This window comes from Streptomyces sp. NPDC048411 (assembly GCF_040704695.1).
Taxonomy (GTDB): Bacteria; Actinomycetota; Actinomycetes; order Streptomycetales; family Streptomycetaceae; genus Streptomyces.
This window is the reverse complement of record NZ_JBEZKL010000030.1, coordinates 1-21,800: the sequence shown is the minus strand read 5'-3', so window position 1 is coordinate 21,800 and position 21,800 is coordinate 1. Positions and strand designations below refer to the sequence as shown.

The 21,800-nt window shown below is 68.7% G+C and carries 20 protein-coding genes and 2 pseudogenes; 11 read left to right on the top strand and 11 right to left on the bottom strand.

Going from position 1 to position 21,800, the window contains the following annotated elements:
- Nucleotides 1-141: 141 nt before the first annotated feature.
- From AB0915_RS13830 to AB0915_RS13820, 3 genes are all read left to right on the top strand, one after another.
- The gene (locus AB0915_RS13830; RefSeq protein WP_366691283.1) at nucleotides 142-816 is read left to right on the top strand and encodes a formylglycine-generating enzyme family protein; all 675 of its coding nucleotides are present in this window, start codon (nucleotides 142-144) and stop codon (nucleotides 814-816) included.
- Between the two features lie 385 nt (nucleotides 817-1,201).
- Nucleotides 1,202-1,651: a DUF2871 domain-containing protein gene (locus AB0915_RS13825; protein WP_366691282.1), complete on the top strand. Its 450-nt coding sequence runs from the start codon at nucleotides 1,202-1,204 to the stop codon at nucleotides 1,649-1,651.
- A gap of 281 nt (nucleotides 1,652-1,932) precedes the next feature.
- Nucleotides 1,933-3,432, top strand: coding sequence for a glutamate synthase subunit beta (locus AB0915_RS13820; RefSeq protein ID WP_366691281.1), 1,500 nt, complete (start codon nucleotides 1,933-1,935; stop codon nucleotides 3,430-3,432).
- A 137-nt stretch (nucleotides 3,433-3,569) separates the two neighbouring features.
- On the opposite strand, the gene AB0915_RS13815 is transcribed toward AB0915_RS13820, so the two are convergent.
- The 4 genes and pseudogenes from AB0915_RS13815 to AB0915_RS13800 all read right to left on the bottom strand — a co-directional run bounded on the left by AB0915_RS13815 (nucleotide 3,570) and on the right by AB0915_RS13800 (nucleotide 8,725).
- Nucleotides 3,570-4,985 (bottom strand): DEAD/DEAH box helicase, encoded by a 1,416-nt coding sequence (locus AB0915_RS13815; RefSeq protein ID WP_366691280.1) that lies wholly within the window; start codon nucleotides 4,983-4,985, stop codon nucleotides 3,570-3,572.
- Between the two features lie 340 nt (nucleotides 4,986-5,325).
- Nucleotides 5,326-5,613, bottom strand: a pseudogene (locus AB0915_RS13810) (PadR family transcriptional regulator); the annotation flags it as partial.
- Nucleotides 5,614-5,644: 31 nt separating this feature from the next.
- Nucleotides 5,645-6,865, bottom strand: coding sequence for a cysteine desulfurase-like protein (locus tag AB0915_RS13805; protein ID WP_366691279.1), 1,221 nt, complete (start codon nucleotides 6,863-6,865; stop codon nucleotides 5,645-5,647).
- A 240-nt stretch (nucleotides 6,866-7,105) separates the two neighbouring features.
- A complete protein-coding gene (locus AB0915_RS13800) occupies nucleotides 7,106-8,725 on the bottom strand; it encodes an APC family permease (RefSeq protein WP_366691278.1) in 1,620 nt (539 codons plus the stop codon).
- A 355-nt stretch (nucleotides 8,726-9,080) separates the two neighbouring features.
- Between AB0915_RS13800 and AB0915_RS13795 the strand changes: the two genes are divergently transcribed.
- From AB0915_RS13795 to AB0915_RS13765, 7 genes are all read left to right on the top strand, one after another.
- Nucleotides 9,081-10,226 (top strand): ATP-binding protein, encoded by a 1,146-nt coding sequence (locus AB0915_RS13795; RefSeq protein ID WP_366691277.1) that lies wholly within the window; start codon nucleotides 9,081-9,083, stop codon nucleotides 10,224-10,226.
- Nucleotides 10,223-10,633: a roadblock/LC7 domain-containing protein gene (locus tag AB0915_RS13790; protein ID WP_366691276.1), complete on the top strand. Its 411-nt coding sequence runs from the start codon at nucleotides 10,223-10,225 to the stop codon at nucleotides 10,631-10,633. The genes AB0915_RS13795 and AB0915_RS13790 overlap by 4 nt, the downstream gene beginning before the upstream one ends.
- Nucleotides 10,630-11,010, top strand: a complete 381-nt coding sequence (locus tag AB0915_RS13785; protein WP_366691275.1) for a DUF742 domain-containing protein — start codon at nucleotides 10,630-10,632, stop codon at nucleotides 11,008-11,010. The genes AB0915_RS13790 and AB0915_RS13785 overlap by 4 nt, the downstream gene beginning before the upstream one ends.
- Nucleotides 10,985-11,575 (top strand): ATP/GTP-binding protein, encoded by a 591-nt coding sequence (locus tag AB0915_RS13780; RefSeq protein ID WP_366691274.1) that lies wholly within the window; start codon nucleotides 10,985-10,987, stop codon nucleotides 11,573-11,575. Before AB0915_RS13785 ends, AB0915_RS13780 begins: the two co-directional genes overlap by 26 nt.
- 9 nt (nucleotides 11,576-11,584) lie before the next feature.
- Complete coding sequence (locus AB0915_RS13775; protein ID WP_366691273.1) at nucleotides 11,585-12,952, top strand: cytochrome P450; 1,368 nt, start codon at nucleotides 11,585-11,587, stop codon at nucleotides 12,950-12,952.
- Between the two features lie 399 nt (nucleotides 12,953-13,351).
- The gene (locus AB0915_RS13770; protein WP_366691272.1) at nucleotides 13,352-14,308 is read left to right on the top strand and encodes a cytochrome P450; all 957 of its coding nucleotides are present in this window, start codon (nucleotides 13,352-13,354) and stop codon (nucleotides 14,306-14,308) included.
- 51 nt (nucleotides 14,309-14,359) lie between these two features.
- The gene (locus AB0915_RS13765; protein ID WP_366691271.1) at nucleotides 14,360-15,124 is read left to right on the top strand and encodes an enoyl-CoA hydratase/isomerase family protein; all 765 of its coding nucleotides are present in this window, start codon (nucleotides 14,360-14,362) and stop codon (nucleotides 15,122-15,124) included.
- 57 nt (nucleotides 15,125-15,181) lie between these two features.
- Here the strand turns inward: AB0915_RS13765 and AB0915_RS13760 are convergent.
- Nucleotides 15,182-15,274 (bottom strand): annotated as a pseudogene (locus AB0915_RS13760) (RbsD/FucU domain-containing protein); the annotation flags it as partial.
- A 92-nt stretch (nucleotides 15,275-15,366) separates the two neighbouring features.
- Entirely contained in the window at nucleotides 15,367-16,008 is a 642-nt protein-coding gene (locus AB0915_RS13755) for a WD40 repeat domain-containing protein (RefSeq protein WP_366691270.1), read from the bottom strand.
- 181 nt (nucleotides 16,009-16,189) lie between these two features.
- On the opposite strand from AB0915_RS13755, the gene AB0915_RS13750 reads away from it, so the two are divergent.
- On the top strand, nucleotides 16,190-16,528 hold the full coding sequence (locus AB0915_RS13750; protein ID WP_366691269.1) for a DUF779 domain-containing protein: 339 nt from the start codon (nucleotides 16,190-16,192) through the stop codon (nucleotides 16,526-16,528).
- Between the two features lie 265 nt (nucleotides 16,529-16,793).
- On the opposite strand, the gene AB0915_RS13745 is transcribed toward AB0915_RS13750, so the two are convergent.
- The 5 genes from AB0915_RS13745 to AB0915_RS13725 form a co-directional block, all read right to left on the bottom strand.
- Nucleotides 16,794-16,988, bottom strand: a complete 195-nt coding sequence (locus AB0915_RS13745) for a hypothetical protein (RefSeq protein WP_366691268.1) — start codon at nucleotides 16,986-16,988, stop codon at nucleotides 16,794-16,796.
- Nucleotides 16,989-17,122: 134 nt separating this feature from the next.
- Complete coding sequence (locus tag AB0915_RS13740) at nucleotides 17,123-18,013, bottom strand: phosphatidylinositol-specific phospholipase C/glycerophosphodiester phosphodiesterase family protein (RefSeq protein ID WP_366691267.1); 891 nt, start codon at nucleotides 18,011-18,013, stop codon at nucleotides 17,123-17,125.
- Between the two features lie 328 nt (nucleotides 18,014-18,341).
- Complete coding sequence (locus AB0915_RS13735; RefSeq protein ID WP_366691266.1) at nucleotides 18,342-19,457, bottom strand: acyl-CoA dehydrogenase family protein; 1,116 nt, start codon at nucleotides 19,455-19,457, stop codon at nucleotides 18,342-18,344.
- The gene (locus tag AB0915_RS13730; protein ID WP_366691265.1) at nucleotides 19,454-20,641 is read right to left on the bottom strand and encodes an acyl-CoA dehydrogenase family protein; all 1,188 of its coding nucleotides are present in this window, start codon (nucleotides 20,639-20,641) and stop codon (nucleotides 19,454-19,456) included. The genes AB0915_RS13735 and AB0915_RS13730 overlap by 4 nt, the downstream gene beginning before the upstream one ends.
- Nucleotides 20,638-21,603, bottom strand: coding sequence for an NADPH:quinone oxidoreductase family protein (locus AB0915_RS13725; protein WP_366691264.1), 966 nt, complete (start codon nucleotides 21,601-21,603; stop codon nucleotides 20,638-20,640). The genes AB0915_RS13730 and AB0915_RS13725 overlap by 4 nt, the downstream gene beginning before the upstream one ends.
- Nucleotides 21,604-21,800 lie beyond the last annotated feature (197 nt).

Below are 21,800 nucleotides of genomic sequence, written 5' to 3'. Positions count from 1 at the left end.
GAGTTCCGGCCCATCGGAGAGCTGAAGTCCCTTACCCGGCAGGGCTGGTGTCGGCCGACACCTGGTTCCGGAAATTCCGCGGACCAACCCACGGGCAGCTTCGAGGCGACGACGATCAGGCCTCGGTATGATCGCCTGCTTATGGACGTGAACGCAGGAATCGAGTTGATCACCGTTCCACCGGGGCGGGTGACGCTGTCGGACCGGCGCACGCAACGGAGCTGGTCGACCGAGCTCGCGCCCTGTCGGTTGGCGGCGTTCCCGATCACTCAGGCACACTATGCGCAGGTCACCGGTCAGCGCCCGAGTAGCGCCCAAGGCGACCAGTTGCCCGTCGAAGGCGTGTCCTGGTGGGACGCGGTCCGATTCTGCAACACCCTTTCCGAGCAGGAGGGGTTGGCAGCCGCCTACCGCCTCCGCGCTGACGCCGAGGGCATCGAGTGGGACGCGTCTGCTGACGGGTACCGGCTGCCGACCGAGGCCGAGTGGGAGCACGCATGTCGTGCCGGTACGAGCGACGCGCGGTACGGGCAGCTCGACGAGATCGCCTGGTACCGCGGCAACTCCCGCGAGCGGATTCACGACGTGGGCGGCAAGCAGCCCAACGCGTGGGGCATGTACGACATGTTGGGCAACGTATGGGAGTGGTGCTGGGACATCTACGATGCCGAGGTCTACGGCAGCTATCGGGTACTGCGTGGCGGTGGATGGTTTGACGAGCACTGGAGCTGCCGGGCCTCGGTGCGGCGCCGCAGCCACCCGACCTTCCGGATCGACGACGTAGGATTCCGCATCGCGCGTTCCGTGCTGCGCTGACGTGCGGCGACTGCTCCACCCGCAGGACCGGCAGAGTGGCACATCGGCGCCCATCCATGGGGCAGACCGCCTGCTGCGCCCGGCCGAGGACAAATCGTCCGGGCGTCCGGTGGGGCCCGCCCATGAGGGACGCTTCAGCGCCGGCTGCGGAAGGTGCGACGCAGGTCGGCGACCTCTCCGGCACTTCCACCGCGGCAGTCCGGCGCCGAGCAGGGCTGCCGCCCGGGTCGGGGAGACCGGTGCACCCCTGAAACACCGCAGGGGCAGGCGAGGGCCACTCGACCCGGCTTTGTGCGTTCTCCCGAACCCGGCAGACAGCTACGCCCCGGAGTGCTTCAATGACCCTCGTCGGAGCAGCACTTGATCTGCAGGGGCGGGCGCAGAGATGCGGAAGTCGTACATAGCGGCACACGTCTATATGATTCTGGGAGTGATCTCCGGGCTGTTCTACCGGGAGTTCACCAAGGCCCACGATTTTCGGGGCGACACGCAACTGGCAGTCATGCACACCCACTTGCTCGCCCTGGGCATGCTGGGCTTCCTCATCGTCCTCGCCCTCGACAAGCAGTTCCAGCTGTCCGGGACGAAACTCTTCACCGCGTTCTTCTGGTTCTACAACGCGGGCATCGCAATCACCGTCATCATGATGGGCGTCCACGGCACCGAGACAGTGCTCGGCAAGCATGTCCCCGAGGCCGTGCCGGGGATCGCCGGTCTGGGCCACACTCTCCTCACGGTTGGGCTCATCCTGCTGTTCGTCCTGCTCGGCAAGCGCCTCGACAAGCCCACCACGACAGGGACCACGGAGCCGGAGCCCGCGACGACCTCGACCTGAACCATCGAGGCCGGAGAGAGCCTCGTGAAGGCCGTCGCGCGCAGGGTACGAGGTAGCCGTGACCGGTGGCGCCTGCGCCACCCGCGGCAATTCCCCGGCAGCACCCTCCCGCCCCAAGGGGAACCAGATGCCCGGAGAGTTCTCGGTCCACGACGTGATCACAGGAGCCGCGCAGGACCGCCCGGACGGGTCCCGGAGCCCGCAGACCGATGAAAGCGGCAGAAAGCAGGCGTAGGCTGGCCGAAACGCCTGTACACCGCAAGGGGCGACGGAGGCGGCGCATGACCGACCCTTTCGGCTTCCTCAAAGTTCCCCGCCGGCCCGCCCCGGCACGCGCCGTCGATGAACGGCTGAGCGACTGGGACGAGGTCTACGCGGGCCAGCCACGCCTTCCGCTCGTCTCCGAGCAAGCGGGACGCTGCATGGACTGCGGCATACCCTTCTGCCACCACGGCTGCCCGCTGGGAAACCTCATCCCCGAGTGGAACGCTTACGCGGCACGGGCCGACTGGCGGACCGCCGCCGAACGACTGCACGCAACGAACAACTTTCCGGAGTTCACCGGGCGGCTGTGCCCGGCGCCGTGCGAGGACGCGTGCGTGCTCACCATCAATGCCGATCCAGTGACGATCAAGAACGTCGAACAGGCGATCGCCGACCAGATCTGGGCGCGCGGGTACGCGACACCGCAACCGCCCGAGCGGCTCAGCGGAAAGACCGTCGCCGTCATCGGCTCCGGACCCGCCGGACTGGCGGCAGCGCAACAGCTCACCCGCATCGGTCACACCGTCGCCGTCTACGAGCGGGCCGACCGCATCGGCGGACTGCTGCGCTACGGCATCCCCGCATTCAAGATGGAGAAGCACCACCTGAACTGTCGCATCGAGCAGATGCGGGCCGAAGGAACCAGGTTCCGCACGGGTGTGGACGTCGGCAGCGATCTCGACGCCACCGAACTCAGAAGGCGTCACGACGCGGTGGTCGTCGCCGTAGGGGCCAGGGGACAACGTGAGCTGCCCGTCCCCGGTCGCGAGCTGGACGGCATTCATCAGGCCATGGACTACCTGACCCTCGCCAACCGGGTCAGGGAGGGCGACTACGTCTCGCCTCCCGTCACCGCCGAGGGCAAGCACGTGGTGATCATCGGCGGTGGGGACACCGGATCGGACTGTCTGGGCACCGCCCTGCGCCAGGGCGCGAGCTCCGTGGTGCAGCTGGATATCAATCCGGAGCCCGGCGAGACCCGGCGGGACACCGAGCCGTGGCCCACGTATCCGAAGGTCTATCGGATCTCCCATGCCCATGAGGAGGCCCGGGGGCGGAAGGGCGCGGATCCGAGAGTCTTTGCCTCCGCCACCCTCCGTTTCGAAGGGGACAAGGCCGGCCACGTGCGCGGACTCCGCCTGGCGAAGGTGGAACCCGTGGTCAGAAGGCCGCGGCCGGGCACTGAGCATCTGATGGCAGCGGATCTGGTCCTGCTCGCCCTCGGCTTCTACGGTCCCGAACGGGGTACGGGTCTCATGAAGCAGCTCGGGCTCACCCTGGACGGCCGGGGGAACTTCGCCCGGGATGCCGCTTTTGCTGCCGAGGCGGTCGAGCAGACGGTCCGCACCAGGACGGACGGAGTCTTCATCGCCGGTGACGCGGGACGTGGCCAGTCCCTCGTGGTGTGGGCCATCGCGGAGGGCCGGTCCGTCGCGGCCGCGACGGACCGGTTCCTGAGTGGCTCCACGGTGCTGCCTGCCCCCATCGCGCCAGGGGACCGGCCTCTGGCTGCATGAGCACCCCCGGCGTGGCCGTGCCGGCCGGGACGGAACGTGGCTCAGGGCCGGCCTGAACGCCTCGGTGGTCCCCTGCTCGGCACGCGCATGCAGCCGGTCGTTGTCCGCGGTCCGTCCGCTCGCCGGTCCCGGCCCCGCTACGAGCCGCGGCGCACCCGTGCGGCTTTGCGGGCCTCGGCCATCTTGCGGGCCTCGCCTCCGCGGCGGGACCCGCCACTGGCGCGCCCGGAATCACCCCGGGCCGTTCCCATGCCACGGAACGGGGCGTGGCCGCCGGCGGGACGCGCCGCGGCTGGACCGCCGTCGAGAGGGAGGCCGGACGGGACACGGGCACCGGTGATCCGGCTCAGTTCCGCCTCACCCGAGCGCACCTTGGTGATCTTTGGCGTAATACCGGCGTCGGCCATCAGCCGACTCATGTCGCGGCGCTGGTTCGAGAGAACCAGGGTGACGACGCTGCCGGATTCACCGGCACGGGCGGTGCGCCCGGCACGGTGCAGATAGTCCTTGTGATCGCTGGGCGGATCGACGTTGACCACCAGGTCGAGGTCGTCCACGTGCAGGCCCCGGGCCGCGACATTGGTGGCCACCAATGCGGTGACCTGACCGTTCTTGAACTGTGCGAGGGTGCGCGTGCGCTGGGGCTGGGACTTGCCGCTGTGCAGCGCGGCGGCGCGTACACCGCTGGCCCGCAGGTGCTTGGTCAACTGGTCGACCGCGTGCTTGGTGTCCAGGAACAGGAGCACCCGGCCGTCCCGGGCCGCGATCTCGGTCGTGACGGCGTACCGGTCGGCGCCGTGGACGGTCAGTACATGGTGTTCCATCGTCGTGACCGCCCCTGCCGACGGGTCGACCGAGTGGACCACCGGGTCGTGCAGGTAGCGGCGGACCAGGAGGTCGACGTCGCGGTCCAAGGTGGCCGAGAACAGCATCCGCTGGCCGTCGGGGTGCACGTGGTCGAGCAGTTCGGTGACCTGAGGCAGGAAGCCCATGTCACACATCTGGTCTGCTTCGTCCAGGACGGTGATGCGCACCCGGTCCAGGCGACAGTCCTTGCGCTCTATGAGGTCGTGCAGGCGTCCGGGCGTCGCAACAACGACCTCGGCCCCGGCCCGCAGTTCGCCGGCCTGCCTGCCGATCGAAATGCCGCCGACCACCGTGACCATCCGCAGCTTCAGCTCCCGGGCGTACGGCGTGAGCGCCTCGCCGACCTGCTGAGCCAGTTCCCGGGTCGGTACGAGGATCAGTCCGAGCGGCCGCTTCGGCTCCGCGCGCCGGCCTGCGAGCCGCGTGAGCAGCGCCAGACCGAAGGCGAGGGTCTTGCCCGACCCGGTGCGGCCCCGGCCCAGGACGTCCCGGCCAGCTAGGGAATTGGGCAGCGTGGCCGCCTGGATCGGGAACGGGTGGTTCACGCCGAGGCCGGTGAGCGTCTTCAGCAGGGCGGGCGGAAGATCCAGGTCGGCGAACGACGCGGCCGCCGGCAGGGCCGGGGTGATCGTCTCCGGCAGGGCGAACTCGTCCTGCGTGGTGTCCGTGCGAGCTGGGTGCTTCATGAGGAGCCTTCCTCGATGTGCGGCACGTATCGAGGAATTCCCGGCAGGCGAAGACGCCGGCAAACCGCAAGAACGGGCGAATGAAGATGATGGGATCCGACCAACGGTAACAGCCCGGGCCCACCAGGAGCGCGCCGCCTCGATCAGCCGTCGGCGGACCGGCGCGGCGTGGGGAATGACGACGGATCCGGGCCGTTGCACAGGCCGGGCACGCTCCCGCGCCCCGGCCGCCCGCTCGACACCGCCGCACAGGGCCTCGGCGTGTGGCGTGCGGCGCGCCCGGGACGACTGCTCCGCCGGTCGTCGCTGACGCTCCCACCGCCTGACGGGACACGCCGGTGCGCTGTTCCACGGCGCGCAGAGCCTGCTCGGCCCATGTGATGTTCTCCTGCTCGAAGGCCCGGCCCCGCATGAGGCTGAGGTAGGGGCCGATGCGCTCGGCGTGAGCCAGGTACTCCTGCTCCGTCCGCCCGTCGAGCAGGCGGTCCCGGAGCCGGTCGTAGCTGGCGAGCTTGGCCCTGGCCCACTCCAGCCGCTCGGTGATGGCCGCACGCACGGCGTCGGGGTCGCCTTCGTCCAGGGCGTGCACCCTGACCATCAGCTTGTCGCGGATGGCCGTGGGCCTGGGCAGCTTGCGGGGGGGGGGGGGGCCGCACGCGTCAGCCGACGGCGGGCGAGGTGCCCAGGAAGCCGGACAGGGCGTCCAGCAGACGGTCGACGTCCTCGGCGCTGTTGTAGGGGGCCAGACCGATCCGCAGTCCGCCCTCGTCGCCCAGTCCGAGCCTGCGGGATGCCTCCAGCGCGTAGAACGAGCCGGCCGGAGCGTCGACACCTCGCTCCGCCAGATATCGCGAGGCGACGGTGGCGCTCCGGTCCGCCAGGGTGAGCAGCAGGGTGGGCGTGCGGTGGGCGGCCCGGGAGTGCACGGTGACACCGCCGAGGGCGGCCAGCCCTTGCTCGATACGGGCCCGCAGGGCGTCCTCGTGGCTCTCGATCGCCTCGAAGGCGGCGAGCAGCCGCTCCCGGCGGGTGCCGTCGGTGCCGGGGGCCAGTCCGGCGAGGAAGTCCACCGCCGCGCGGGCACCGGCGAGCAACTCGTAGGGCAGCGTGCCCAGTTCGAAGCGCTCGGGAACCGCGTCGGTGGAGGGCAGGAGCTTGTCCGGCCGCAGCGTCTCCAGCAGCTCGGGGCGGCTTGCCAGCACGCCGAGGTGCGGGCCGAGGAATTTGTACGGCGAGCAGACCAGGAAGTCCGCGCCGAGGCCGGGCAGGTCCACAGCGGCGTGCGAGGCATAGTGCACCGCGTCCACATGCAGCAGTGCTCCGGCCCGGTGTACGAGGTCGGCGACAGCCGGGATGTCGGGGCGGGTGCCGATCAGGTTCGACGCTGCGGTGACGGCGACCAAGCGGGTGCGCGCGGAGAGCACCTGGGCGATGTCGTCGGTCGTCAACTCACCGGTGGCCGGGTCGAAGTCTGCCCAGCGGACGGAGGCGCCCGCAGTCTCGGCCGCCTGGATCCAGGGGCGGATATTGGAGTCGTGGTCGAGCCGGCTGACGACCACCTCGTCGCCGGAGCCCCAGTTCTTGGCGAGGGTGCGCGACAGGTCGTAGGCGAGCTGGGTGGAGCTGCGGCCGAAGACGATGCCCCGCGGATCGGCGCCCAGCAGGTCGGCCAGCGCGCGACGGGCGCCGGTCACGACAGCCTCCGCATTGCGCTCGCCCTCGGTGGTGAGGCCGCGGTTCGCCAGCGGGTTGGCCAGTACGTCCGCGATGGCGTCGATCACCGGTTGAGGTGTCTGGGTGCCGCCGGGGGCGTCGAAGCGGGCGGAACCCGACTTCAGGGCGGGGAACTGGGCGCGGACAGCGTCGACATCGAAGCTCATGTGTACTCCTGTAGGCGAGATGACGAGGTGAGCGCCACGGTACGGGGCGCGGGAGCACGGCTGCCGGGGCGGGGAGCCCTGCCGGCCCGGGACCGCGGCGGCGAGGGGCCGAGGTACGGGGCTCTCCCCCTTCCGCATCTCTGCCGCCGGCCCTTCGGGATCCCACGGCAACGCCCGGCAAGGATCACTGGTGTCGAGCTTCAGGCCGGCACAGAGGGGGTACGGCGCATCGTGATCCGCTCAGACGGACGGCGCCGCGGTCGGACCGGTCGGAGTGGTCCGCAGATGGTCGACGCCCGAACGCACCGCCCATACGAACACGATGAGCGCGACGGCGCCCACCGTGACGGAGTCGTACGGCGCCGACAGACGCCCGGAACCGCCGAAGGTGCCGAGCCGGGACAGCACGGTCAGCACGGCCAGATAGCAGACCAGCCAGGCGCCCTGCCGCAGTTCATGACGCGGCAGAGGTCCCTCGGTGTCGCGCCGCTGCACCAGGAACAGCGGGACACCGACCAGGACGAGCGGCAACGCGAGCCGCAGGTCGTGCCAGCCCGACCAGAAGATGAACTCGCTGGCCACGATGAAACTGACCGGTGCGATCCAGCGCACCCCCGGCGCCTGGCCTTCCGACCGTGACACCCCCCGCTCCCGGTCGTGTGCCCGGAACACCGCGACGGCGACCGCCGAGGCCGCGTAGATGAGCAGATACATGTCCCCCATCACGCTCACGATGTCCTGCCAGCCGCCGAACGGCAGCAGGAAGACGATGATGACCGCGAGGTTCAGGACCAGCGCCCGGTGCGCCATGCCGGACCGGGCATCGATCCGCATGAAGAAGCGCGGCAGCATGCCGTTCTTGGCCAGGGCATACGTATGCCGGGCGTCGATCGCCACCCCCACATAGGCCGAACCACCCGGGGAGATCACCGCGTCGGCGTAGAGCAGCGTGGCCAGCCAGTGCAGATTGAGCACCAGGGCGAGCTGCCCGAACGGTGATTCGAAGTTGACGCCCTGCCAGCCGTGGGTCAGCAGGGACTCGGGCACCGTGAACAGGAAAGCGAGTTGGAGCGCGAGGTAGACCAGCACGGCGAGACCGATCCCGGTGAGCACGGCAGCCGGCACATTACGGCGCGGATTGCGGGCCTCGCCCGAGAAGTCGAGCGGGGCCTGGAAGCCGTTGACGGAGTAGACGATGCCACCACCGGCGAGAGCGGTCAGGCATGCCGCGTAGCCGTACGGTGCGAAGCCGCCGTGGTCGGTGAGGCGACCGGAATGCGTGCCCGACAGGGACAGCGCGATGACCGTGACGACGGGGACCGCGACTTTGAACAGCGACACCAGGTTGTTCAGCCGCGCGAACATCCGCACGGCGAACCAGTTCAGCGCCGTCAGCAGAACGCTGAGCCCGACCGCGACGCCGAGGCCAAAGACGCTCAGTCTGCCGCCGCTGTGGAGCCCCGGCAGGTAGTGCGCGGCGTACTGCATGATCGCACTGATCTCCGCCGCGGTACCGCCGACCGAGAGCAGCACGGACCAGCCGATCACCGTGCCGACCAGTCGCCCGCTCGCGTACAGAGGCCAGCGCACGGTGCCGCCGCCCTCCGGACGGGTCGCCCCGAGCTCCACCATGACCAGGGCCAGCAGGGCGCACAGCGCACCCGCCGCAATCCAGGACAGCAGAGCGGCCGGTCCCGCGGTCTGGGCGGCGTACATGGCGGCGAACAGCCAGCCGGAGCCGAGGATGTTGGAGAACCCGATCGCGGTCAGGCCCCAGAATCCGAGATCTTTGCGGAGCCTGCGCTCCTCGGCCAGCACCGCCGGGGCGGCGAAGGACTCCGGTGGCGGGCTCTGCGGCACGTGGCACGCCTCCTCGGGCAGTCAGGATGATCAAGTCCCCATATGGGACACCTTACTGAATTGCCGTCAGATGGAAAAAAATGGCACAAAACTGCTTGATCATCATCCCTTCGGATGATGCTAGGATCGCCAAAGCTTGCCTGGCGGCACCAATACCGCTGTGACGCGCATTCAATGAAGCGTCGGCCCAGACTTCCGCCACATTGGGGAGAGTTATGCCATTAGCCGGGCCTTTCAAGGCGGCCGGGCAACAGCGGACGCGCGGCTGCTCCCGTGGGACCGAAGTCACGGGCACACGCCGACGCGCCTTCCAGAAGTTCTGCATCCGGCGGCCCAGTCATCCAAAGAGAGCCTCATGACTCAATACTTCCAGGATCCAGCACTGTGGGCATTGATCGCTGGAACTCCTGTCGCCGCAACCGTCATCGTTCGTGGCAGAAGAACGAATTCCACTCTGCGTAGGGAAAAGCTGGAACTCACCCAACACTACTCTGCGCTCGAAGAGCATTATGCGGAATCCGTACAGGAAGCGAAGGAGCGGGCCGAGGAGGACACCAAGACCGCTCTGAAGTCCGCCATGCGCACGCTGCAGGGTCTCGCCAGTGAGCAGCAACTGGCGATCACGAAGCTGCAGGAGAAGTACGGCGAGCTCCAGGTTCTCCAGGACCTCCTGGACATCGACCACATGAATTCGCAGTTCGCGCGGCGGGCCCAGTCGATAGCCGTGCTCTGCGACGGCTGGCTCGGCCGGCAGCGTGCGGCCGCATCCCTCTACGACGTGGTGCGCAGCGCGAAGGGCCGTATCCGCCATTTCACGCGTGTCGAGATCCGGACCCAGAGCAATTTCGCCATCGTCAGCCGGGCCGTGGAACCGGTCGCGCTCACCCTGGCCGAACTGCTCGACAACGCCACGAGCTACTCTGCGCCGGAAACCACGATCGAGATCAACATCCGGGCCGTACCCAAGGGTGTCTGCATCGTTGTCGACGACGCCGGTGTCGGCATGAACGAGGAAGAGAAGAGCCGGGCCGCCAAGCTTCTTTCGAGTGAGCGCTCCCCCGGTGTCTCAGGGCTCGGAAACCCGCCTCAGTTCGGATTCACCGTGATCGGCGTGCTCGCGGCACGCTACGGATTCACTGTCTCCGTGGATTCGGCTTCTCCGTACGGCGGTGTACGGGCGGTCGTACTCCTTCCCGATGAACTCCTCACGTCCATGCCGGAGCCCGACATCAAGCCCGAGGCGAAGGAGAACCCCCCTGTGGGCGAGTCTTCCCCGATGCCGCCCGAAGTGGATTCAACAGAGTCCTCGACCACCTTCGGAGGCCTGCCGAAGAGGCGCCGACGAGGCGCCGCCATTTCCATCGTGCCGACGGCCGACAGCGGGGAGAGCCCGGCACGATCGACCGAGCAGATCGCCTCAGTCATGGGGGCATTTCAACGGGGGACACAGTCAGGACGCCGCACAAACAGCGCCAGCAGCGAAGGGCATGAGGCTCAGTGAACTACGACCTGTCATGGATGCTTGACAGCGCCTTGGAGGTGCCCGAGGCGCGGCACGCCATTCTCGTCTCCGCCGACGGCCTGCTCATGGCCCGCTCGAAGGATGTCGGGAAGGACCATGCCGATACCGTCGCCGCGGCGATGAGCGGCATGCAGTCCCTGAGCCGTACCGTGGCCGATTTCTGCGGAAGGCCGCCGAGCGACCGGCCGACATGGCGTCAGACGCTCGTCGAGTTCGAGCACGGCTGGGTCTTTCTCATCTCGGCCGGCGAAGGGGCCTACCTCGCCGTGTCGGCCTCCCCCGAGGTCCACATGGCTGAGATCACGTTCCGCATGCAGCAGCTCGTCGGTCAACTCGGCAAGGCACTGACCAGTCCCCCTCGCGAGATTGCTGACACCAAGGCATGACGACACCGGACGGCCCCGAGCTGGGACCGGAAGCATCACCCTTAGTACGTCCGTATGTGATCACCAACGGCCGCACCCTGCTGAGCGGGGAAGATCTGTCACTGATCACCTTGCTCACCGTGGCCGAAGGAGCTCCCCGGAGCGAACTGCTCGACCCCGAGAAGCGCCGCCTGATCGAGCTGTGCTCGGGTGGCTATCTCTCAGTCGCGGAGATCGCCGGGCACACCCAGCTTCCCGTGGGAATCATCAGACTACTGCTGTCCGACCTCATCGACAGCGGATATCTCTGTACGCGCAAACCCGTTCCCAGCGCGGAACTTGTCGACCGTCGCATACTCGAGGAGGTGCTGCATGGCCTTCAAGCAAGATTCGGATGACGGCGTCTACCTGCGCGATTCAGTGCAGACTGCGGCGAAGATCCTCGTCGTCGGTCATTTCGCCGTGGGCAAGACCACGTTCATCGGAACCATGTCCGAGATTCCCCCGCTGCGCACCGAAGAGGTCATGACGCAGGCGGGAGAGGGGATCGACGATCTCAAGGGCACCCCGGGAAAATCCACGACCACTGTGGCCATGGACTTCGGCCGGCTGACGCTCAGCGAGAACCTGGTCCTCTATCTCTTCGGAACACCCGGACAGCAACGTTTCGTCCAGGTGTGGGAGGACATGTCCCGGGGCGCACTCGGCGCCTTGGTGCTCGTCGATCCCGAACGCCTCGAAGAATCATTTCCCATCATGGATCTTGTCGAGCAGTACGGAATCCCGTACACCATTGCCGTCAATCGGTTCACCGACAGCCAGAACCACGAGGATGCGGAAATACGGGAGGCCCTCGACCTCCTGCCCGAGACGCCACTCGTCACCTGCGATGCACGTGACCAGCGCTCGTCGGCGAATGCCCTCATCGTTCTCGTCCGTTACCTACAGTCGCGCCTTTCCTAGGAGTTCGGCATGCACAACCATTCGGAGGCCCAGGCCCCGCCGCCGGGCTGCCCGGCCCATCACGGCGGCAAGAGTGTCCCTCTGCACGGGCCCGAATTCGCTGCTGCTCCGGATGCCTTCTACGGGCACCTTCGGGAGTACGGCCCGGCGGGTCCCGTCGAGCTGTCCCCGGGCGTGCAGGCGTCGCTGGTCACCGACTACTCGGCGGCGCTCCATGTGCTGCAGAACCCCGACGTCTTCGCCCGGGACTCGCGCCGTTGGCGTGCTGTGAACGAGGGCCTGGTGCCCATGGACAGCCCAGTTCTTCCCATGATGCTGTACCGGCCCAACTGTCTGTTCACCGACGGCGCGGAGCATATGAGGCTGCGTCAGGCGGTGACGGACTCGCTCGCCCGGGTCGACACGCATCGGATGACCCGGCACGTCGACCGCGTCGCCGCTTATCTCATCGCCCAGTTCAACGGCCGGGGCCGGGCCGATCTGATCACCGACTTCGCGCAACTGTTGCCCCTGCTCGTCTTCAACGACCTGTTCGGCTGCCCCGCGGAGATCGGCGACCGCCTCGTCTTCGGTATCTCCTGTCTCTTCGACGGCGTGGACGTGGAGCAGGCCAACCAGATCCTCACGGAATCCCTGTTCGAACTGGTCACGCTGAAGCGGGCCGAGCCGGGCGAGGACGTCACCTCCTGGCTGATGCAGCACGAGGCCGGGCTGACGGACGAGGAGATGATCCATCAGCTGGTGATGCTGATCGGGGCGGGCACGGAGCCGACCCAGAACATCATCGCGAATGCCCTGCGACTGCTGCTCTCCGACGACAAGTACGCGGGCGGTCACCACTCGGCCGGTCTGCTGGTCGAGGACGCCATCAACGACGTCCTCTGGAACAGCCCGCCCATCGCCAACTACGCCGCGCACTACCCGGTGCACGACGTGGACCTCGGTGGGGTGGAACTCGCCGCCGGTAATCCCGTCCTGATCAGCTTTGCCGCGGCCAACACCGATCCCGCCCTGTCCATGAGCCGGCAGACGCTCAGCAAGCGGGCCCACCTGGCCTGGGGTGCGGGGCCGCACGCCTGCCCGGCCAAGGATCCCGCCCTGCTGATCGCCGTCCAGGCGATCGAGAAGCTGCTCAACAGCCTTCCGGACATCGACTTGGCCGTGCCTGCCGACATGCTGTCCTGGCGGCCCGGGCCGTTCCATCGCGCCCTCAAGTCGCTGCCCGCCCGATTTACCCCGGAACGCAGAGAAAGGCGCGGAGCCGCGCCCTCCGCCACGGCGATCCGGACCCAGGAAAATGCTCCATTCCGAGACAGCGGAAACGCGCCGCAGAAGGGTAGCTGGTGGAGCGGGTTCCTGGCCTGGTGGAAGGTGTGACATCCACAACACCCCCTCCCGTCTTTACCGTCGCATGAACGTTCAATCGCATGGGTAGGCAGGGTTGGTAAATCCAATTTGATCTTCTGAAAGGGATTCCCTGTGGAGCTCTCTCTGGCTACCCCGCCTGTCGACCGGCGTTCCATTGCTTCACTATTCTCGCGGCTTCGCACGCCGGGCGGCCAGGAAAATCCATTGCCTTTCTATGAAGAACTCAGGGCAATGGGCGATGTCATACCGGCCCCCTGGGGCGGGCACCTGGTGAACTCCCACACCCTCTGTGACCAGGTACTCAGGGACAGATCCTGGAAGGTACCCGGCAGCGAGTGGCGGACCCGGCAGGAGGATGTCGACCGCTGGGACGCTCCCGCTTCACGCCAAATGGCCGACACTCTCCCCATGCTCAATCCTCCGCATCACACCAAGATGCGGAGGTCCATGGGCAATATGTTCGACCGAAAATCGATCGAAGTCATGCGAGAATCCGTCGACCGCATTACCGGGCGATTGCTCGACCGTCTCACCGATGAACTACGCCATGGTGAAGCCGATTTCTGTGAACTGGTCACCGAGGAATTGCCTGTCACCGTGATCGGCGAATGGCTCCGCATATCACCGGTCGATTATCCGCTCCTCCGGTCGCTCACGCACGATCAGGTGTTCACCCAGGAACTCTTCCCGTCCCGGAGTCAGCTCGCGCTGTCCGACGCGGCGACCCACGGTCTCCGGGAGTACTTCACGGCTCTGGTCCAGGAGCGCCGCAGGGCCCCCGGGGACGACCCGGTATCCGCCTGGCTGCGGACCTGGGACGGGCTCGAAGCCGACCGGGCCGTCGCGGACGAGGCGGTCTACTCCCTCGCGCTCTTCGTGCTCCTGGCCGGACTGGAGACGACCTCGCACGTCCTCTCCACCATGGTGTGGCTGCTCCTTGAGCACCCCCAGCAGCTGGAGTGGCTGCGTGCGCACCCCGAGCACATACCGAGCGCAATCGATGAAGTCCTGCGCTACGACGCGCCGATCCACATGATCAGCCGTATCGCCCCCGAGGACACGACGCTTGCCGGAGTGCGCGTCCACAAGGACGAGATGGTGCAGCTCATGGTCGGCGCCGCCCATCACGACCCGGCGAAGTATGACGACCCCGCCCTGTTCAATATCCACCGCAGAGCCTCGCACCTCAGCTTCGGCGGCGGCGTCCACTACTGCCTCGGCGCGCCACTGGCCCGCCTGGAGGCGACCTCCCTGCTGACCGCTCTGCTGGAGCGGCTGCCCGGCCTGCGCATCAGTGGCTCTCCCGTCTGGGCGCCACGCGTGGCCTTCCGGCGTCTCGCGAAGCTGACGGTGGCCCAGGCCTGAGGCACAGCCCCGAGCACACGCGGAATTCAGAGCACAAGGAAGAGAACGAGCATGCCAGAAGACTTCAAGACCCTCCGCGTCACGGCCGAAGGGCCGGTCCTGCGGGTTCAGTTGAACACCCCTGAGACGGGCAACGCGCTGTCCGGGCGGGTCCTCGACGAACTCCTCACCGTTCTGGCCGCATTGGACGACGACCCCACAATCCGGGTGCTGGCCCTCTCGGGCGCGGGGGACAACTTCTGCCTGGGCGGCGAGCGGAGCGAGTTCGCCGAGCTGCTAGCCGCCGCCCCCGGCGGTGCGGGCCTCCACGCCCTGGGCAACAAGGCGCGCCGGGTGTGCGACGCACTCGCCACCACTCATGCGGTCACCATCGCCCGGCTGCACGGAGGGGTGATCGGAGCAGGCCTGGGACTCGCGATCTTCTGCGATCTGCGAGTCGGGGCGGACACCTGCCGGTTCCGCATGCCGGAGCTGGGCCTCGGCGTTCCGCCGGCCTGGGGCGGGGTCCTGCCCCGGCTGCTCGCCGAGTCGGGGGCGGCGAAGGTCCGCGAGCTGATCCTCACGGCGGACAACTTCGATGCCGTACGAGCGGCGGAACTCTCCATACTCCACAAGGTCGTCCCGGAGGACGACCTCGACAGCACCATCGTGCGGTGGACCAAGCCGCTGGTCCGCAGGTCTCCCGCGGCGCTGCGGAGCGCCAAGGTCATGCTCAACGCCTACGCGGGCGCTGCACGTCTCGCGGACGCCTCGCTCTTCGACGCGGAGCTGCTGACGGCCTCGGTGTCGGCGGCGCAGGCGGCGCGGGCGCGCTGAGCTGCCGGACCGCCAAGACAGGGGGTGAGGTCCGGCACCGAGTCGCGGTGCCGGGCCTCAATCGTATGAACGCCAGAACGCGTCTCCGCAGCGGAGCAGGACGTTCGCGTAGGGCTGCGCCTCCCCGGTGCGTACGACCAACCGCGCCCCGCCGAAAGCGCCTTGAGCTCGTCGTGCGGAAAGCCTCGGTGGCGCCTCCTCCGAGACCCACGTCAGCGGTTTCCGGCGACAGGTGAGCCGGGTCAGGAATCCTCGGAGCATGGCGCCTCTTCGGGGACTCCCTGCGGCAGCAGTTCCTTCTCGGCCTCGGTGAAGTCCCGGGCCACCGCCCGGCACAGCTGCTCGGCCATCTCGCTCCCCCGCAGGTCAAGCGCCAGGTACCAACCCTCTCCCGCTACGGGGATGCGCCCGTCCGACATGACGGCATCACCCCTGCCCATCAGGGTGCTGTGGAGTTCAGCCACGAGCTCGCCCTCCTTCAGGTCCCAGAAGCGGAGTGCGTCTCCTGCCTGCTCCTCGGTCACAGCACGCCCCTGGTCGAATCCGACTGTGCTGGGCAGCGATTCATTGCCCAGGGCTATCGCGCGCCCGACCCGCGTGCCGCGATCGGCGTCCCAGAACCGCAGCTTGTGGTCCGACCCGAGGATGGCCAGGCGCTTTCCGTCCGGCGTGTAGGTCAAGTAGGAGCGGTACTCCTTCATGCCCCCGGTGCTCCTCTCGACGGTGCCCGACGTGATCCGCACTGGCCGTGGCCGAGTGACATGGGCACAACTGCACACGATGTCCTTGTCCACCATGAATCCGGCCCCGACCACCGCACCCGATGCGTCGCGGATCCGCACCACGGCGGGCCTGCTCGCGTCCCCCACCTGGACCACCGCCATGCGCGTCGCCCTCTCCCCGTCTCCCCCTGAGACATCGTCATGCGCACGCTACTGGACCCAGCGGCCCCGTCAGAAGAATGCTCTGCAACCTTGCCGCAACGTTCCTGGGAGTTGGCTGAGTTCACCGCACCGGCGCCGGACAGCGAAAGGCCGACACGTGACCCCTTCGGATGCACCTCTCGTGGAGCTCACGCCCGCAGCCGCCGATCTGGTGCGGCAACTGCGGGCGATCCATGGACCACTGATGTTCCACCAGTCCGGCGGCTGCTGCGACGGCAGTGCGCCCATGTGCTACCAGGACGGCGAATTCCGTACCGGAGACTCCGATGTGCTGCTGGCCTCGCTCGCCGTCGAAGGAGTCGCGGAACGTGTTCCGTTCTGGATGTCGAAGAGTCAGTTCGAGGTCTGGGCGCACACCCGGCTGATCGTCGATGTGGTGGCGGGGCGGGGCAGCGGGTTCTCGCTGGAGGCTCCGGAGGGGGTGCGGTTCCTGATCCGTTCGCGGCTCGTCGGTGGCTGATCCGCGTGGGCGGGTGGCGGTCTCCGGGCCGTGGACAGAACAGGATCTCGGCGCCCCTGTCCTGGGGACGGCGCCGGGAGCCGTCTGTCCCCCTTCGCCTCAGACCGTTACGCGCCCCGCGGCTGTCGCCCCGGTTGATCGGATCGTGCGCCTGGGATTCACGGATGACCTCCAGCCTGTCGGTACAGGCCTGGGGCCGACGTGCTCCGGCCCGCTCTGTGCTCACCGGTGGAATCGGAACGTGCCACAGGCAGGCGGGAGGGCGTCAGGGCTGGAGACCGCTGACAACATTCGCCGTCGCTGTCAGTCCCTCCTGGATGCTCGGCCCCATGCTCGTACCCGCAAGGAAGAATCCAAGCATCGCGCAGACGATCGCATGCGAGATTTTCAGTCCGCCGTTGCGGAGAAAGAGCACCGCAAGCATCAGCAGAAGCAGCACCAGTGAGATCGAAATGGCCATGGCCAACCTCCTACGCCGCGCCGGAATGCGGCATTCGGCCGCCAGTGTGGCGTAGCGGAGGGACCATCCGGCGGACTGGCATGTCCGCCATCCGGGTGTTGACTGGCTGTCACCACCTCGGGCCGCACGGCCCGTCAGACGCTGCCCCGGGCACTCCCGTCCTTCGCGCGGAGGAAGAGCTCCAGCCCCGCCAGGTCGTCCGTGTTGAGGTGGTCGACCCCGGCGGCCAGCAATTCGGACCAGACGGCGTCCCGCTCGGGGCCCGCCACGTCGGGCGTGGCCCAGAAGCGCACACGCCGGCCCTCGCGATGGGCGGCGGTGACGAGGGCGCGGAGCCTGTCCCGTTCGGCGGCGGGAAAGGCACCGGTGCCCAGCCAGCTGAAGCTCTGGGTCCAGTTGCTGCTGATGAGCGGGATGAACGAGGCGGTTGCCGCAGTGCCGATGTCGTCCAGTCGGCCGTCGTAGAAAGCGAGGCGGGTGCGCTGTGTCTCCATGGGAACGCGGGCGGCCCGGTCGCCCGATATGACGGGGGTGACTGCGCCTGCGCGGACCCGGCCGTCGTGGTACGAGGTCAGCATCCCGCGGTAGCGCTGGAGCTGCCGGTCGAGTTCGAGGTAGGCGGCGGCGCCGTCCGTCTTGATGTCGATGAGCAGCTGTACGGGGTCGCGGTGGCCGGGGTACACGGCTCCGTGGTTGGCCCTGACCCTGGCCAGCAGCGGGTCGAGATAGAGCGACGCGAGGGTGCGGGCGGGGTCGAGATCGGAGGCCTCATGAGCGACGAGGAGTTCCCCGTCCACGAGAAAGATGTCGGCTTCGACGCTGGTGAACCCGTGGGAGAGCGCGTCGTGGAGGGGGCGCGTATGCAGGTAGTCATTATGCGCGTGGGCCCGCCGGAGGGGGCGGGGGTGGTGGCGGGCGACTGCGGCGGGCTCCGCGGCCGCGGCCGACTGGAGGGGTATGACGGCGCCTGCGGCGACCGTGGCAAGAGCGGTGGTGACGACGCGGCGGCGGGTCGGGAACGCCATGGGTTCTCCCGGGATCAGGGTGCGGACCGGACGGGCGGACCCGACCGAGTATGGGTCCTGGGCACCTCTGTCGGGCAGGTACCTGCCAAGAGTTGAGCGGGGCGTCGCCCACCCGTCGCCTGGTGTTCCCCGGCCGGGCCGGGTTCGTCCAGCACCGATTGACACCCCCGCGGTTCTGGTCACCGCCGCTGGTGCAGCTCCACAGGCTCAGCTGCGCCTCGGCGCTGCCACCGGGAAGGGACGACCAGTAATCGCCCGCCGGGAACGACGTAGGGCGAGGCTGCCAGGCAGCCTCGCCCCTTGTCCCTTTGCCCGCCAGGAAGTTGCTCTACGGTGCGGGCAGCTCCATCAGCTCGGCGATGGCCTCGCGGTGGCGCCCCGCCGTGCCGTACGCGATCGAGTCGGCCTTGGCCCGCTTCAGATACAGATGCGCGGGGTGCTCCCACGTCATGCCGATTCCTCCGTGCAACTGGATGCACTCCTCCGCCGCACGGACCGCGACCCCGGAGCAGTACGCCTGCGCCACCGCCACCGCGAGCGGCGTGTCGGGGCTGCCGGACGCCAGGGCGTCCGCCGCGTTGCGCGCGGCGGCGCGGGCCGAGGCGACCTGGAGCCAGAGCTGCGCCATCCGGTGCTTGAGCGCCTGGAACGAGCCGACGGGCCGGTTGAACTGGTGCCGTTCGCGGGTGTACCGGACCGTCTCGGTCAGGCACCATTCGGCGAGACCGACTTGCTCAGAGGCGAGCAGTCCGGCCCCGGCGAGCAGCCCCCGGCTTACGGCGGGGCGCGCGGCCTCCGCGTCCGCGAGACGGGTGCCGGTGGCTGCGGTGAGGGTGACGGTGGCGAGCGGGCGGGTCAGATCGAGCGCGACGAGCGGCTCGATGGCAACGCCCGTGACACCGGTCTCGACCGCGTACAGGCCGTCGCCGGTCGGTACGAGCAGCAGATCGGCGGCGGCCGCGTCGGCGACCGCGGTGACGGTCCCGTCCAGGGTGCCGGTCACCGTCACGGTCCCGGCCGTTGCGGAGAACGGCACGGCGACGACCGCGACCTTGCGGCCCGCTGCCAGCTCGCCGAGGAGTTCGCCGACCGGTCCGTCCTCCGCCCCCAGTGCAAGGAGCGTCTCGGTGGCGACGACCGCGCTGGTCAGATAGGGGGCGGGGGCGACGCTGCGGCCCAGCTCCTCCAGGACCACCGCGGCCTCGCGATGGCTTGCACCTTGACCGCCGAGCTTCTCCGGCACGAGCAGCCCCGCGGCGCCGATGTCCGCGCCGAGGGCCTTCCAGAGCTGCGGGTCGTACGGCGTGTCGGACTCGATACGGGCGATCACCGTCGGCGCGTCGGCCCGGTCGGCGAGCAACGACCGTACGGAGGCCCGCAGATCGTCCTCGGCGTCCGAGTACAGCAGATCAGGCGCCCGGGTCTCTTCGGTCTGTGCTGTCATCGGGACAGGTCCTTCCAGGCGACGTCATGGTCGTTGCGCGGCTCGGCGGGCAGTCCGAGGACGCGTTCGGCGACGATGTTCAGCAGTACCTCGCTCGTACCGCCCTCGATCGAGTTGCCCTTGGACCGCAGATAGCGGTAGCCCGCACCGCGTCCGGTGAAGTCGACCAGCTCAGGGCGCCGCATGGTCCAGTCGTCGTACAGCAGCCCCTCCTCGCCGTGGAGTTCGACCTCCAGGCCGCTGATCTCCTGGTTGAGACGGGCAAAGGCGAGCTTCATGCCGGAGCCCTCGGGGCCCGGCTGTCCGGCGACGAGTTGCTGACGCAGCCGCTCACCGGCGAGCCGGGCGACCTCGGCCTCGACCCAGAGGGTGAGCAGGCGCTGGTGGAGATCATGGGTGCGCAGTTCGGGATGTTCGCGCCAGGTCCTGGCGACGGGGCCGATCATGCCGCCCTCGCGCGGGATGCGGGATCCACCGATCGAGACACGCTCGTTCATCAGGGTGGTCCGGGCGACCTTCCAGCCGTCGCCGACCGGTCCGAGCCGCCTGCTGTCGGGGATGCGTACGCCGGTGAGGAAGACCTCGTTGAACTCGGCCTCGCCGGTGATCTGACGCAGCGGCCGCACCTCGACGCCCGGGTCGGTCATGTCGCAGATGAAGTAGCTGATGCCACGGTGCTTGGGCAGGTGCGGGTCGGTGCGGGCGATGAGGATCCCCCAGCGGGCCACATGGGCGCTGGACGTCCAGACCTTCTGCCCGTCGACCACCCAGTCCTCGCCGTCCCGGACGGCGCGGGTGCCGAGGGCCGCCAGGTCGGACCCGGCGCCCGGCTCACTGAAGAGCTGGCACCACACCTCCTCGCCGACCCACAGGGGTCGCAGGAAACGCTGCTTCTGCTCGTCGGTGCCGAAACCCAGGATGGTGGGGGCCGCCATGCCCAGGCCGATGCCGATGCGGCGCGGGTCGTTGTCGGGGGCTCCCGCGGCAGCGAGTTCGGCGTCGACGACGGACTGCAGCGAGCGCGGTACGTCGAGTCCACCGAGCCCGGCCGGGTAGTGGACCCAGGCGAGTCCGGCGTCGAAGCGGGCCTGCAGGAAGTCGGTCCGGTCGGTGGTGGCCGGGGGGTGGGCGGCGAGCAGTTCGCGGGTGAGGCGGCGGAGTTCGGCCGCGTCGACGGCCGTCATCGGGCACCCCCCGGAAGGACGACGATCCGGCCGGTGCTCGTACCGTCGGCGACACGCTGAACGGCGGCCGCCGCCCCGTCAAGTGCGACACGCTCGCTGATCAGGGGCTTGATGACGCCCTGCGCAGCGAGCGCGGTGAGCTCCTCGTGGCAGGCGCGCACCGCGGCCGGGTCCTTCGTGTTGTACAGACCCCAGTGAAGTCCGACGATCGAGTAGTTCTTGACGAGGGCGTGGCCCAGCGCAGGGGTGGGAATGCCGCCGCTCGCGAATCCGACGACGATCACCCGGCCCTCGAAGGCGACGCACTTGACGGACTTGGCATACGCGTCGCCGCCGACCGGGTCGTAGACGACATCGGCCCCGCGTCCGCCGGTGAACTCCTTGACCGCTGCGACCATGTCCTCGGTGCGCCGGTCGATGACCAGGTCGCAGCCGAGCTCATGGGCGGTCTTGGCCTTCTCGGGGCCACCGACGACACCGATGACCTTGGCCCCGGCGGCCTTGCCGAGCTGGACGGCCGCACTGCCGACTCCGCCCGCCGCGGCGTGCACGAGAAGAGTCTCGCCCGCCTGGAGGTGCGCCCGGCGGTGCAGTCCGAACCAGCCTGTCTGATAGCCGATGTGCAGGGCAGCCGCCTCGGCGTCGCCCAGGGCCTCCGGGGCCGGCAGGAGCGCTGCCTCGTCCGCGACGACGTACTCGGCGAAGCCGCCGTTCGGCAGGGTGGGGGTGGCGAGCACCCGGCGGCCGTCCGGCGTCATACCGCAGATCTCCACGCCCGGGGTGAACGGCAGTGGCGGCCGTACCTGGTACTGGCCGCGGCAGAGCAGCGCGTCGGGGAAGTTGATGTTCGCCGCGAGCACCTTGAGGAGCACCTGCCCGTCGCCGGGCGTGGGCCGGTCCGTCTCTTCGAGCCGCATCACCTCGTTCGGCTCGCCGTTCCGGTGCACTCGCCATGCCTGCATGAGGGGCCTCCACAACACTGTCGGCATTACCACTGCTCCCGGGCATACTAAGCGGTCGCTTGCCTCTCTGGGAACAACCTGCCCCGGACCGATTCGACCGGACCGGGGCATGGCTCCACCGTGGGCTCCCCATACCCGGGGCAGTACGCGGGGTCGGCATCATCGAGTTCTCGGTGGTTCCCGGTGTTGCCGGGGTT